11 protein-coding genes and 1 tRNA gene are annotated in these 12145 nt (G+C 70.8%); 9 read left to right on the top strand and 3 right to left on the bottom strand.

Annotated features, from left to right (window positions below; translation table 11 throughout):
• The first annotated feature begins 2 nt into the window (after positions 1-2).
• The 6 genes from ABT158_RS28120 to pyk all read left to right on the top strand — a co-directional run bounded on the left by ABT158_RS28120 (position 3) and on the right by pyk (position 7363).
• Complete coding sequence (locus tag ABT158_RS28120; protein WP_352358327.1) at positions 3-1481, top strand: glutamate synthase subunit beta; 1479 nt, start codon at positions 3-5, stop codon at positions 1479-1481.
• A gap of 102 nt (positions 1482-1583) precedes the next feature.
• On the top strand, positions 1584-2165 hold the full coding sequence (locus tag ABT158_RS28115; protein ID WP_352358325.1) for a TetR/AcrR family transcriptional regulator: 582 nt from the start codon (positions 1584-1586) through the stop codon (positions 2163-2165).
• A 91-nt stretch (positions 2166-2256) separates the two neighbouring features.
• Positions 2257-3702, top strand: coding sequence for an MDR family MFS transporter (locus ABT158_RS28110; protein ID WP_352358323.1), 1446 nt, complete (start codon positions 2257-2259; stop codon positions 3700-3702).
• 141 nt (positions 3703-3843) lie between these two features.
• Positions 3844-5550, top strand: a complete 1707-nt coding sequence (locus ABT158_RS28105; protein ID WP_352358321.1) for a S8 family peptidase — start codon at positions 3844-3846, stop codon at positions 5548-5550.
• Entirely contained in the window at positions 5547-5897 is a 351-nt protein-coding gene (locus ABT158_RS28100) for a DUF2784 domain-containing protein (protein WP_352358319.1), read from the top strand. Before ABT158_RS28105 ends, ABT158_RS28100 begins: the two co-directional genes overlap by 4 nt.
• A gap of 35 nt (positions 5898-5932) precedes the next feature.
• A complete protein-coding gene (gene pyk, locus ABT158_RS28095) occupies positions 5933-7363 on the top strand; it encodes a pyruvate kinase (RefSeq protein WP_352358317.1) in 1431 nt (476 codons plus the stop codon).
• A gap of 102 nt (positions 7364-7465) precedes the next feature.
• On the opposite strand, the gene dapD is transcribed toward pyk, so the two are convergent.
• Both dapD and ABT158_RS28085 read right to left on the bottom strand, forming a co-directional pair.
• Positions 7466-8428 carry a 2,3,4,5-tetrahydropyridine-2,6-dicarboxylate N-succinyltransferase gene (gene dapD, locus ABT158_RS28090; RefSeq protein ID WP_352358315.1) on the bottom strand — a complete coding sequence of 321 codons (963 nt, stop codon included), beginning with the start codon at positions 8426-8428 and terminating at the stop codon, positions 7466-7468.
• A gap of 24 nt (positions 8429-8452) precedes the next feature.
• A complete protein-coding gene (locus tag ABT158_RS28085) occupies positions 8453-8875 on the bottom strand; it encodes a pyridoxamine 5'-phosphate oxidase family protein (RefSeq protein ID WP_352358313.1) in 423 nt (140 codons plus the stop codon).
• Positions 8876-9116: 241 nt separating this feature from the next.
• On the opposite strand from ABT158_RS28085, the gene ABT158_RS28080 reads away from it, so the two are divergent.
• Positions 9117-9710, top strand: coding sequence for a TIGR03086 family metal-binding protein (locus ABT158_RS28080; protein WP_352358311.1), 594 nt, complete (start codon positions 9117-9119; stop codon positions 9708-9710).
• Between the two features lie 97 nt (positions 9711-9807).
• Here the strand turns inward: ABT158_RS28080 and ABT158_RS28075 are convergent.
• Positions 9808-9880, bottom strand: a tRNA-Leu gene (locus ABT158_RS28075).
• Positions 9881-9969: 89 nt separating this feature from the next.
• Between ABT158_RS28075 and ABT158_RS28070 the strand changes: the two genes are divergently transcribed.
• Together ABT158_RS28070 and ABT158_RS28065 are read left to right on the top strand one after the other, a co-directional pair.
• Positions 9970-10554 carry an ANTAR domain-containing response regulator gene (locus ABT158_RS28070; protein ID WP_352327599.1) on the top strand — a complete coding sequence of 195 codons (585 nt, stop codon included), beginning with the start codon at positions 9970-9972 and terminating at the stop codon, positions 10552-10554.
• A gap of 151 nt (positions 10555-10705) precedes the next feature.
• Entirely contained in the window at positions 10706-11998 is a 1293-nt protein-coding gene (locus tag ABT158_RS28065) for an ABC transporter substrate-binding protein (RefSeq protein WP_352358308.1), read from the top strand.
• The last annotated feature ends 147 nt before the right edge of the window (positions 11999-12145 follow it).

Below are 12145 nucleotides of genomic sequence, written 5' to 3'. Positions count from 1 at the left end.
CGATGGCTGACCCCAAGGGTTTTCTCACGCACGAGCGGGAGCTGCCGGCGCGCCGCCCGGTCGACGTCCGCATCAGCGACTGGCGGGAGGTCTACCAGGACTTCCCGCAGGAGAAGCTGACCAGGCAGGCGGCCCGCTGCATGGACTGCGGCATCCCGTTCTGCCACAACGGCTGCCCGCTCGGGAACCTCATCCCCGAGTGGAACGACCTGGTGTACCGCACCGACTGGCGCGAGGCGATCGAGCGGCTGCACGCCACGAACAACTTCCCGGAGTTCACCGGCAGGCTCTGCCCGGCTCCGTGCGAGGCGGCGTGCGTGCTCGGCATCAACTCCGACCCGGTGGCGATCAAGCGGGTCGAGGTCGAGATCATCGACCGCGCGTTCGCCGAGGGCTGGGTGACCCCGCAGCCGCCGCGGGTGCGCACCGGCAAGAAGGTGGCCGTCGTCGGCTCGGGCCCCGCGGGCCTGGCCGCCGCCCAGCAGCTCACCAGGGCCGGGCACGACGTGGTGGTGTTCGAACGCGCCGACCGCCTCGGCGGCCTGCTGCGGTACGGCATCCCCGAGTTCAAGATGGAGAAGCGCCACATCGAGCGGCGCCTGGAGCAGATGCGGGCCGAGGGCACCCGGTTCCGCACCGGCGTCGACGTCGGCGTCGACGTCACCGCGGCCGAGCTGCGCGAGCAGTTCGACGCGGTGGTGCTGTCGGGCGGCGCCACCCAGTGGCGTGACCTGCCGGTCACCGGACGCGAGCTCAAGGGCGTCTACCAGGCGATGGAGTACCTGCCGCTGGCCAACAAGGTCCAGGAGGGCGACTACGCGGTCGCGCCGGTCTCGGCCGAGGGCAAGCACGTCGTGGTGATCGGCGGCGGCGACACCGGGGCCGACTGCATCGGCACCGCGATCCGGCAGGGCGCCGCTTCGGTGACCCAGCTGGAGATCATGCCGCAGCCGCCCGCGTCCCGGCCCGGCAGCCAGCCGTGGCCGACGTTCCCCATCCTGTTCAAGACGGAGAGCGCGCACGAGGAGCTGGCCGACGGCGGCGGGGAGCGCGTCTACGCGGTCTCCACCACCGAGTTCGTCGGCGACGACGAGGGCAACGTCAGGGCGCTGCGCCTGGTCGAGGTCGAGGGGCCGCAGAACGGCTTCAAGCCGATCCCCGGCACCGAGCGGGAGATCCCGGCCGAGCTGATCACCCTGTCCATGGGCTTCCTCGGGCCGGAGAAGGGCGCCCTGCTGGAGGACCTGGCCGAGGTCGCGGGCGAGGGCTTCTACGACGCCCGCGGCAACGTCGCCCGGGACAAGACGTACATGTCGAAGGTGGACGGCGTGTTCGTGGCCGGCGACATGGGCCGCGGGCAGTCGCTCATCGTGTGGGCCATCGCCGAGGGCCGTTCGGCCGCCTCGGGCGTCGACCGGTACCTGAGCGGGGAGACGGCGCTGCCGTACCCGATCCTGCCGACGGCGCGTCCGCTGGTCTGACCTGCGTGAAGGGCCCCGGAGCCGGACGGCTCCGGGGCCCTTCGTCATTTGCACACTCTGCAAGTCTTGCAGAGTGTGCAAATTCTGCGTAGAGTGCAACGCATGGAGAGTCCGGAACAGCGCCGTGAGCGCCGCCGGGCCGAGAAGCGGCAGGCCATCCGGCTGGCCGCGGTGCGGCTGGCGCTCGACGAGGGGCTCGACGCCGTGACCGTCGAGGCCGTCAGCGCGGCGGCCGACATCTCGCCCCGCACGTTCTTCAACTACTTCGCCTCCAAGGAGGAGGCGCTCGTCATGGAGCCGATCTGGCGGCCGGACGACATCGTCGCCATGCTCGCCGACCGTCCGGCCGACGAGCCCGCCTTCCGGTCGCTCAAGGCGGTGGCCCGGGAGCTCGCCGTGCGCGTGCGCCCGATCTGGGACACCATGCAGCCGTTCATGGAGCTCAGCAACCGCCATCCCGAGCTGGCCGCGCGGGCGCGCGCCGCCGACCAGACCCAGATCATGGAGACGGTCCTCGGCGCCGTGCGGGCCAGGCCCGGAGTGACCGGCGGCATCCACGCCCGGATGCTGCTCATCACGACGTTCGGCGCGATGATCTCGGCCATCCAGGAGTCGGCGGCCACGGACAAGCCGGTCGAAGAACTGCTCGACGAGGCGTTCGCGCTGCTCGAACGCGGACTCTGACACCTCCGCAAAAGGAAGCGGCGATCGGGGTGGCACCCCCGACCGCCGCGGATTCCTCCTGCCCTCGCGAAAGAAGCAAGGAGACAACTGAATGGTATCGACAATCGCCCAGGAGGCCCCACCGCGACGCGGCCTCCTGCTCAGCATGGGCTCGCTCCTGCTGTGCCTGTTCCTGGCCGCCGTCGACCAGACGGTGGTGGCCACGGCCACCCCCACCATCGTGGCCGAGCTGAACGGCCTGGAGAACGTGTCGTGGCTGGTCACGGCCTTCTCCCTGACCTCCGGCATCGTCGCGCCCCTCTACGGCAAGCTCAGCGACATGTACGGCCGCCGCCGCCTGTACCTGTCGGCCATCGCCCTGTTCCTCGCCGGCTCGGCCCTGTGCGGGCTCGCCCAGACGATGGCCCAGCTCATCGCCTTCCGCGCCTTCCAGGGCATCGGCGCCGGCGGCCTGATGGTGCTGACCCTGGCGATCTCGGCCGACATCGCCACCCCGCGCGAGCGCGCCAAGTTCCAGGGCCTGTTCGGCGCGGTGATCGGCGTGGCCGCCGTCCTCGGGCCGGTCATCGGCGGCTACCTCACCGAGCACGTCTCCTGGCGCTGGATCTTCTACATCAACCTGCCGCTCGGGGCGGTCGCGCTGGCGGTCGCGTTCGCCGTGCTGCGGCTGCCGCGGCGCACCTCGCCGCACCGGATCGACTGGCCGGGGGCCGCGCTGATCTCCGGGGTGCTGACCTGCCTGACGCTGTTCGCCTCGTGGGGCGGGACGACGTACGCGTGGACCTCGCCGGTCGTCGTCGGGCTGGGCGTGGGGGCGGTCGTGCTGGCGGGGCTGTTCGTGCTGGTGGAGCGGAGGGCGAAGGAGCCGGTGCTGCCGCTCGGGCTGTTCCGCGACCGCACGCTCACGATCGCCACGGCGACCATCGTGCTGATGGCCACCGGGATGGTGGGGGCGGCCACCTTCCTCCCGCTCTACCTGCAACTGGCCGCCGGGGCCAGCGCGTCGAACTCGGGGCTGCTGCTGCTTCCCCTGATGGCGGGCATGATCGCCGCCTCGGCCGGCGCGGGGCGGGTGGTGACCCGGCTGGGGACGTACAAGTGGGTCGTGGTGATCGGGGCGGCGCTGGCGACGGTGGCCGCGTTCCTGTTCTCGACCATGGGGCCGGCGACCGGGGCGGTCACGTCCGGGCTGTACATGGTGCTGTTCGGGGTCGGGCTCGGCATGGTGCTGCAGAACCTGATGCTGGCCGTCCAGGTCAGCGCGCCCGCCGCCGACCGGGGCGCGGCCACGTCGGTGGTGTCCTTCGCCAGGAACGTGGGCGGCGCGGTGGGGGTGGCCGTGCTCGGGGGCGTCTTCAGCGGCAGGCTGGGGCAGGCGGCCCTGGCCTCGGGGGTCGCGGGTGCGGTGCCCGAGTCCGTACGGCCGGCGTTCGCCGAGGCGGTCACCGGGGTCTTCGGGTGGATCACGCCGGTCATGCTGGCCGGCGTCGTGCTGCTGGCCTGCCTGCCGAACGTGCGGCTGCACCGCGACGCCTGACCGCGTACGACGCGGGCTCCGCACCAAACCACCCCAGAGCCCGCGTCATCCCCCATCTGCCGAAATTTCATGCCTAAGTTGCATCAGCCGTTGAGTGTCGGGAAGATGCAGATTCTGCGACAGTCGGTGGATGGGGGAGCAATGCGGCGAGTCGCCTCTGGCCTGACGGCGCTGGCCGTCGCCGCCGCGCTGACCGCGTGCTCGGCCGCCGCGGGCGACCGGGCCACCCCCGAGGAGCCCGCGCACGACGGCCCCACGACCTCCGCGCCGCCCACACAGCCCGGCGCGACCCCCCGCACCGGCCAGAACCAGAACCTGGTCTTCTACGCCGACGGCAAGCAGGACCAGGCCCTGGCGGCCGTCAGACACGCCGGCGGCACGGTCGTCGAGGAGGACGGCAAGCTCGGCTACGTGCTCACCCAGGGCGGCGGCGACGGTTTCGCCGAGAGCGTCGGCGCCGACCCGGCCGTCGTCGGCGTCTCGCCGGACCGCCGCGTGATCGGCGCCACCTCCTCCCGCGCCGCCCGCCCGGCCGGCAGGGGCTTCCCCGACGCCGGATCCATGACCGGGCAGGGCCTGGCCCAGGAACCCCTGGCGCATCTGCAGTGGGACATGAAGATGATCGGCGCCGACCGGGCCAACGCCAAGGCCCCCGGCAACAAGAAGGTGCTGGTCGGCGTCATCGACACCGGCGTCGACGGCAAGCACCCCGACATCGCGCCCAACTTCGACCGCGAGCTGAGCCGCAACTTCGTCACCGACAAGCCCAAGGACGAGCGCGGCGAGACCCTGGACGGCCCCTGCGAAGTCCCCTCCTGCAAGGACCCCGTGGACGAGGACGACGACGGCCACGGCACCCACGTCGCCAGCACCATCGCCTCCCCGATCAACGGCATCGGCATCGCCGGCGTCGCCCCGGACGTGCGGATCGTCAGCATCAGGGCCGGCCAGGACTCCGGCTTCTTCTTCCTCAAGCCCAGCCTCGACGCCCTCACCTACGCCGCCGACATCGGCGTGGACGTCGTCAACATGAGCTACTACGTCGACCCCTGGCTGTTCAACTGCGCCGCCAACCCGGCCGACACCAAGAAGGAGCAGCTCGAACAGCGGGCCGTCGTCGTCGGCATGCAGCGCGCCCTCGACTACGCCCGCGGCAGGGGCGTCACGCTCGTCTCCGCCCTCGGCAACGGCTCCACCGACCTCGGGCACCCCACGGCCGACAAGCAGAGCCCCGGCTACCCGCGCGGCGACGAGAAGACCCGCAAGATAGACAACTCGTGCATCAACGTGCCGGCCGAGTCCAAGGGCGTGATCTCGGTCTCCGCCGTCGGGCCGTCCGGACGCAAGGCCGTCTACAGCGACTACGGCCTGGAGCAGACCGACCTGGCCGCCCCCGGCGGCGACGCGCTGGACGGCAAGGGCGCGCAGGCCAGCCGGTCGATCCTGGCCGCCGCCCCCGAGCACGTGCTCAAGGCGGGCGGCCGGATCGACGCCTCAGGCAAGCCCAAGGGCGCCGACGTCGTGCGCGACTGCCACAAGGGCGTCTGCTCCTACTACCAGTACCTCGACGGCACCTCCATGGCCGCCCCGCACGCCACCGGCGTCGCGGCCATCCTGATCAGCCGGTTCGGCAAGCCCGGCCCCGGCGGCCTGTCCATGGACCCCGCCACCGTCGAGGACCTGCTCTACCGGACCGCGACGCCCGTGGCCTGCCCGACCCCGCGCGCCTACGTCTACAAGGTGTACGGCGAGAACGAGACCCACCAGTGTGAGGGCGACCAGGCCAAGAACGGCTTCTACGGGCACGGCGTCGTGAACGCCTGGAAGGCGGCCACCATAGAGCCATGATGTACCGCCTGCTCGCGGACGCGGTGATGGTGACGCACTTCGCCTTCCTCGCCTACGTGGTCGTGGGCGGGTTCCTGGCCTGGCGGTGGCGGCGGACGATCTACCTTCATCTCGCGGCCGTAGGCTGGGCCGTGGTGACTCTCGTCACTCAGGTGGACTGCCCGCTGACCGTCGCCGAGGACTGGGCGCGGCGCAGGGGAGGGCTGCCGGGCCTGCCGCCGAGCGGCTTCGTCGACCATTACATCGAGGGTGTCGTCTACCCTGAACAGTACGCGAACTTGGTACGGCTCGGACTCGCCGTTCTCGTGTTGTTCTCCTACGCCGGGTACGTTCTCCGTCGTCAGTGACTGCCAAGTGGTCTGTACCAATTAAGGTAGGACTCGTGACTCGTCGCGCGAAAATCGTCTGCACCCTAGGCCCAGCCACTTCGTCCAAAGAACGCCTCCACGAGCTGATCTCCGCGGGCATGGACGTGGCACGGTTCAACCTCAGCCATGGCAACCATGACATGCACAGAGAGGTCTACGACCGGGTCCGGGAGGTGGCGGCCGACCTCGGCCGCGGCGTAGGCGTGCTCGCCGACCTGCAGGGCCCCAAGATCCGCGTCGGCACCTTCGAGGAAGGCCCGGTGCGCCTCGGCTTCGGCGACGTCTTCACCATCACCACCGAAGACGTGCCCGGAGACCGCGAGCAGGTCTCGACCACCTACAAGGGCCTGCCCGGCGACGTGCGTCCCGGTGACAAGATCCTGGTCGACGACGGCCGCCTGGTCCTGGAGGCCACCCGCGTCGACGGCGACCGCGTCACCACCCGCGTCGTCATCGGCGGCATGATCTCCAACAACAAGGGCCTCAACCTGCCGGGCGTCAACGTCAGCGCGCCCGCGCTCACCGACAAGGACGAGGCCGACCTGCGCTGGGCGCTGCGCACCGGCTTCGACATGATCGCGCTGTCCTTCGTCCGCCGTCCCTCCGACGCCGACGTCGTGCGCAACATCATGGAGCAGGAGGCCGTCCGCCTGCCGCTGCTCGCCAAGATCGAGAAGCCGCAGGCCGTCGACCGCCTGCCGGAGATCGTCGAGGCCTTCGACGGCATCATGGTCGCCCGCGGCGACCTCGGCGTGGAACTGCCGCTGGAGCAGGTGCCGATCGTGCAGCGGCGCATCATCGGGCTGTGCCGCGAGAAGGCCCGTCCGGTCATCGTCGCCACCCAGATGCTCGACTCCATGATGAGCGCCCCGCGCCCCACCCGCGCCGAGGCCAGCGACGTCGCCTACGCCGTCATGGACGGCGCCGACGCCGTCATGCTGTCGGGCGAGACGTCGGTCGGCAACTACCCGATCGAGTCGGTCGCGACGATGGACCGCATCGCCTGCGCCGCCGAGAAGTCGTCCCTGCACGCCACCCACAGCCTGGAGCGCCTGCCGGAGACCACCGGCGGGGCCATCGCCAGGGCCGCGGCCGAGGTCGGCGCGATCGTCGGCGCCAAGGCGCTGATCGCGTTCACCATGTCCGGCGAGACCGCCCGCCGCCTGGCCCGCTACCGCTCGCCGATCCCGCTGCTGGCCTTCACCTCGGCCCCGCACGTGCGCGGGCAGCTGTCGCTGACGTGGGGCGTGGAGACGTTCCACGTGCCGTTCGTGCACCACACCGACGACATGGTGCGGCAGGTGGAGGCGTCGCTGCTGTCGCTCGGGCGGCTGGAGAAGGGCGACAAGGTAGTCATCGTGGCCGGCTCGCCTCCCGGCACGCCGGGCAGCACCAACGCGCTGCGGGTGCACACCATCGGCTCCGCGGTCTCCCACGCGAACTGACCCGCCCACGCTCCGCAGGCTCGCCCGGACGGGTGAGCCTTGCCCGGGGCGTCCTGTGGGGCCCCCTCCGTGGCGACGGCCGGCGGAGAGGGCCCTGAACCGTCAGTGGGCGTGCAGGGCGGCGTTCAGGGTGATGCCCGAACCCGTGCGGGGGATGGCCTCCACCGCGCCCGACTGCGAGTTGCGACGCAACAGGATCCCGTTGGAGCCGGACAGCTCCGCCGCCTTGACCACCGTGCCGTCGGGCAGCGTCACCCGCGTGCCCGCGGTCACGTAGAGGCCCGCCTCCACCACGCAGTCGTCGCCCAGCGAGATGCCGATGCCCGCGTTGGCGCCCAGCAGGCAGCGCTCGCCGATCGAGATGACCTGCTTGCCGCCGCCCGACAGCGTCCCCATGATCGAGGCGCCGCCGCCGACGTCGGAGCCGTCGCCGACCACCACGCCCGCCGAGATGCGCCCCTCGACCATCGAGGTGCCCACCGTGCCGGCGTTGAAGTTCACGAAGCCCTCGTGCATGACGACCGTGCCCGACGCCAGGTGAGCGCCCAGCCGCACCCGGTCGGCGTCGGCGATCCGCACGCCCTCCGGCAGCACGTAGTCGACCATCCGCGGGAACTTGTCCACGCCGTACACCGTCACCACGCCCCTGGCCCGCAGGCGCAGCCGGGTGCGCTCGAAGCCGGGCACCGGGCACGGCCCGAAGTTGGTCCACACCACGTTGGCCAGCAGGCCGAACTGGCCGTCCAGGTTCACGCCGTGCGGCCGGACGAGCCGGTGGGAGAGCAGGTGGAGCCGCAGGTAGACGTCGTGCGCGTCGACCGGCGGCTCGGAGAGCTTGGCGACGCCCGTGCGCACCGCCACCACCTCGACGCCCCGCGCCGCGTCGCGGCCGGTCAGCGCGGCCAGCTCGCCGGCCTCCTCGGCGGAGATCCGCTCGGTGCCCGTCGCGGGCGGCTCGCCCAGCTCGGGGGCCGGGAACCAGGTGTCGAGAACGGTGCCGTCGTCGGCGATGGTGGCGAGGCCGACGCCGAACGCGCCGGTCGAGGTGGGATCGATTGCAGTCACGAGCCAAAAATACCGGGCGCCCGCTCAGCCCAAGGAGCCCAGGTCCGCCGACAGCCACCGCTCGGGCCGCATCCGGAACGTCACCAGGACGTGCAGGTCCGAGCCGTGCACGTAGCCCGACACCGCCTCCTGCGGCAGGTAGCGGGCGGCGATGCGGGTCAGCTCGTCGATCGTCGTGGGGTCGGAGCGCACCACCGGGCCCTCGACCGACACGTACCGGTAGGTCGGGCTGACCCGCTGGACCAGCATCGTGAACCGGCCCGCCTTCGCCACCAGCCGCGCCTTGCGCGACTCGCTGTCGGTCAGGAACCTGATCTCGCCGCCGGGGCTGTAGTCGTACCAGACGGGCACGGCCAGTGGCGACCGCCCCGCGCCCGTCTCCACCGCCAGGCTCGCGATGTGCGGCTCGGCCAGGAACGTCTCCCGCTCGGTCACGCTCAACGGCATCCCCCGCCACCCCCGTCTCGTCCGTCGCAACTCGTCACAGAGGACTGTTCCCGGCGAACCGCCCGCGAAATCCCGCCCGGCCGCCGCTCCGGCTCTTGATCGCCCCGGCGCGCCCGCACCCGGTGAAAACCACTCGCACCGCCGCCGAGGTGCCGCCATCATCGACAGGTTGGCCACCTGCGGGCCGGCCGGGCCGGCCGGGCCGGCCGGGTGGGTTCTTCGACGATGACGGGACATCGCCTTGGCAGACATCATCGAGCTCAACCGGCGGTCGGTGCGGGCCACCGTCGACCTGGTGAACACGATCAAGCCCGCCGACCTCGACCGGCCGACGCCCTGCGCCGGATGGGCCGTCCGCGACCTGCTGGCACACCAGATCGTGCAGAACCACGGCTTCGCCCTGGCGGCCTCGGGCGCGCGGTCGGAACTGGCGAGCTGGCAGCCGCGCCCCCCGGGCGAGGACCACGTGGCCGAGTACGCCGCCTCCGCGCAGGCCGTCGTCGCCGCCTTCGCCGCGGACGGCGTGCTCGACCGGGCCTTCTTCCTGCCCGAGATCCGCGACGGCGGCCCGTTTCCGGCGGCCATGGCGATCGGCTTCCACTTCATCGACTGCGTCGTGCACGCCTGGGACTTCGCCAGGGCGCTCGGCGTGCCGCCCGGCATCGACGACGACCTCGCCGCGGCCGCTCTTCCGCTGGCCGCACAGGTGCCCGACACGCCGGAGTCGCGCGGTTCGGGGAAGGCGTTCCTGCCCGGCGTCGAGCCCGGCGGCGCCGCCACGGCCCTCGACCGCGTGGTCGCCCTGCTCGGCCGCTCGCCCTCCTGGACGCCCTGACCCGGTCAGCGTTTTCGGGCCTGGCCGTCGATCCGGCAGTCATGGGTGGAAAACGAAGAACCGCCCGGCCTATGAGGGAGCCGGGCGGTCAGGCCGGTGCCCCGGGTGGGATTCGAACCCACACTGTATGGATTTTGAGGCCATCGACTCTGCCGTTGGTCTACCGGGGCGACTTCGTCCGGTTGGTGATCTCGCGGCGTAATGCCCGAGGCCGCACCGGCGTGGATCTAATCTACCGGACGTCTGTACTCTTCTGCTCGTGAGTACGCAGCGGCGAGTAGTGATCGCGGAAGACGAGGCCCTGATCCGCCTCGACCTCAAGGAGATGCTCCAGGAGGACGGTTACGTCGTCGTGGGCGAGGCCGGTGACGGGGAACAGGCGATCCAGCTCGCCGCCGACCTGCGGCCCGACCTCGTCATCCTCGACGTGAAGATGCCCGTGCTCGACGGCATCTCGGCGGCCGAGCGCATCGTGGCCGACCGGATCGCGCCGTGCCTCATCCTCACCGCCTTCTCCCAGCGTGACCTGGTGGAGCGGGCCCGCGACGCGGGGGCGATGGCCTACCTGGTCAAGCCGTTCACCAAGGCCGATCTGGTGCCGGCCATCGAGATGGCGGTCAGCAGGCACGAGGAGATGGTGGCGCTCAGCGCGGAGGTGTCCAGCCTCTCCGAGCGGCTGGAGACCCGCAAGCTGGTCGAGCGGGCCAAGGGCCAGTTGATGGCCCAGCACGGCTGGACCGAGCCGCAGGCGTTCCGGTGGATCCAGAAGGCGTCGATGGACCGGCGGCTGAGCATGCGGGAGGTTGCTCAGATCGTTATAGACGACGCGGCCGAGCGGGCATGAAAAGCGCCTATATCAGGTGATTTGGCCCCGCGGGTTGTGGCCCGGTCACGACTGGGCATCCAACCGGCTTCGGGTTCTTTCCGCGCAGGCGTCCCGGCGCATGCTGATGGGCGGACGGAAGGTCCGCTCATCTCGAACGGAGACGCTTTCGATGATCCGCATTTCCCGCGCGCTGGCCGTCGCCACAGCGACGAGCCTGGCACTGGCGGCGTGTTCGACCGGCGGCACCACCGCCGGGACGGGCGCCACCGGCGCCGCGTCCGTGAAACCCTCCTCGGCCGCCGCGGTCAAGGGGGACGGCACGCTGACGATCGGCACCGTGCTGCCCCAGACGGGCAATCTCGCCTATCTGGGACCACCCGAGTTCGCCGGGGTCGACCTGGCGCTCAAGGAGATCAACGACGCCGGGGGAGTGCTCGGCAAGCCGGTGGCGAAGATCGACACCGACTCGGGCGACACCACGACCAACATCGCCTCGCAGTCGGTGGACAAACTGCTCGGCCAGAAGGCCGACGCGATCATCGGCGCGGCGTCCTCGTCGGTGTCGGAGTCGATCGTGGACAAGATCACGCGGGCGGGCGTGGTGCAGTTCTCGCCGGCCAACACCTCTGACAAGTTCACCACGATCAACGACCAGGGCCTGTACTTCCGCACGGCGCCGCCGGACAAGCTGCAGGGCCGCGTGCTGGGCGACCTGGTGGCCGCCGACGGCAACGACACGGTCGCCATCCTGGCCATGCAGGACTCCTACGGCTCCGGCCTGGCCGACCAGGTGACCAAGACGGCCGAGGAGGCCGGCGCGAGCGTGGTCGAGCGGGTCGACTACGACCCCAAGGCGGCCGAGTTCTCCGCGGACGTGGCCAAGGTCAAGGCCAAGAACCCGAAGGCGATCGTGCTGATCGGCTTCGAGGAGACGGCGAAGGTCGTGCAGGAGCTGGTCAAGCAGGGCCTGACGACCGACAAGGTCAAGTGGTACATGGTGGACGGCAACATGTCGAACTCCAACTACCTCAAGATGCCCAAGGGCACGCTCAAGGGCGTGAAGGGCACGATCCCGGGCGCCGCGGCCCCGGAGGCGTTCCAGAAGCGGCTGCTGACGGTGAACCCGAAGCTGACGAACTACACCTACGCGGCCGAGTCGTACGACGCCACGATCCTGATCGCGCTGGCGGCCGAGGCGGCCAAGGACGACTCGGGCACCGCGCTGGCCCCCAAGCTGATCGAGGTCAGCAAGGGCGGCGAGAAGTGCCAGGACTTCAAGTCGTGCGCCGACCTGCTCAAGGCGGGCAAGGACATCGACTACGACGGCGTGAGCGGCCCGGTGGACTTCAACGACGCCGGTGACCCGTCGGTCGCGACGATCGGCGTCTACCAGTACGACAAGGACAACAAGTACGACGCGGCCAAGGCGCTCGAATATCGCAAGGGCAACATCGCCGGCTAGGCAGTCACATCGCCCCAAGCCGGACAACCACCCCAGTCCCGAAATTTCGGGCTGGGGTGGTTCATATGGAGTCATGGCCGTAACGCTGATGAAACATGCAATTACAGAGGGTGATTGCGACATTACAAATTAGCATAAAAGTACCCG

The organism is Nonomuraea sp. NPDC001636, assembly GCF_040298265.1.
GTDB lineage: Bacteria > Actinomycetota > Actinomycetes > Streptosporangiales > Streptosporangiaceae > Nonomuraea.
Note: the sequence above shows the minus strand (reverse complement) of the source record. Positions and strands in the feature narration are given on the sequence as shown.

Excerpts from the sequence above, each read along its gene's own strand:
- ABT158_RS28120 (WP_352358327.1), top strand. The coding sequence starts at position 3 with ATGGCTGACCCCAAGGGTTTTCTCACGCACGAGCGGGAGCTGCCGGCG.
- ABT158_RS28115 (WP_352358325.1), top strand. The coding sequence starts at position 1,584 with ATGGAGAGTCCGGAACAGCGCCGTGAGCGCCGCCGGGCCGAGAAGCGG.
- ABT158_RS28110 (WP_352358323.1), top strand. The coding sequence starts at position 2,257 with ATGGTATCGACAATCGCCCAGGAGGCCCCACCGCGACGCGGCCTCCTG.
- ABT158_RS28105 (WP_352358321.1), top strand. The coding sequence starts at position 3,844 with ATGCGGCGAGTCGCCTCTGGCCTGACGGCGCTGGCCGTCGCCGCCGCG.
- ABT158_RS28100 (WP_352358319.1), top strand. The coding sequence starts at position 5,547 with ATGATGTACCGCCTGCTCGCGGACGCGGTGATGGTGACGCACTTCGCC.
- ABT158_RS28085 (WP_352358313.1), bottom strand. The coding sequence starts at position 8,875 with ATGCCGTTGAGCGTGACCGAGCGGGAGACGTTCCTGGCCGAGCCGCAC.
- ABT158_RS28065 (WP_352358308.1), top strand. The coding sequence starts at position 10,706 with ATGATCCGCATTTCCCGCGCGCTGGCCGTCGCCACAGCGACGAGCCTG.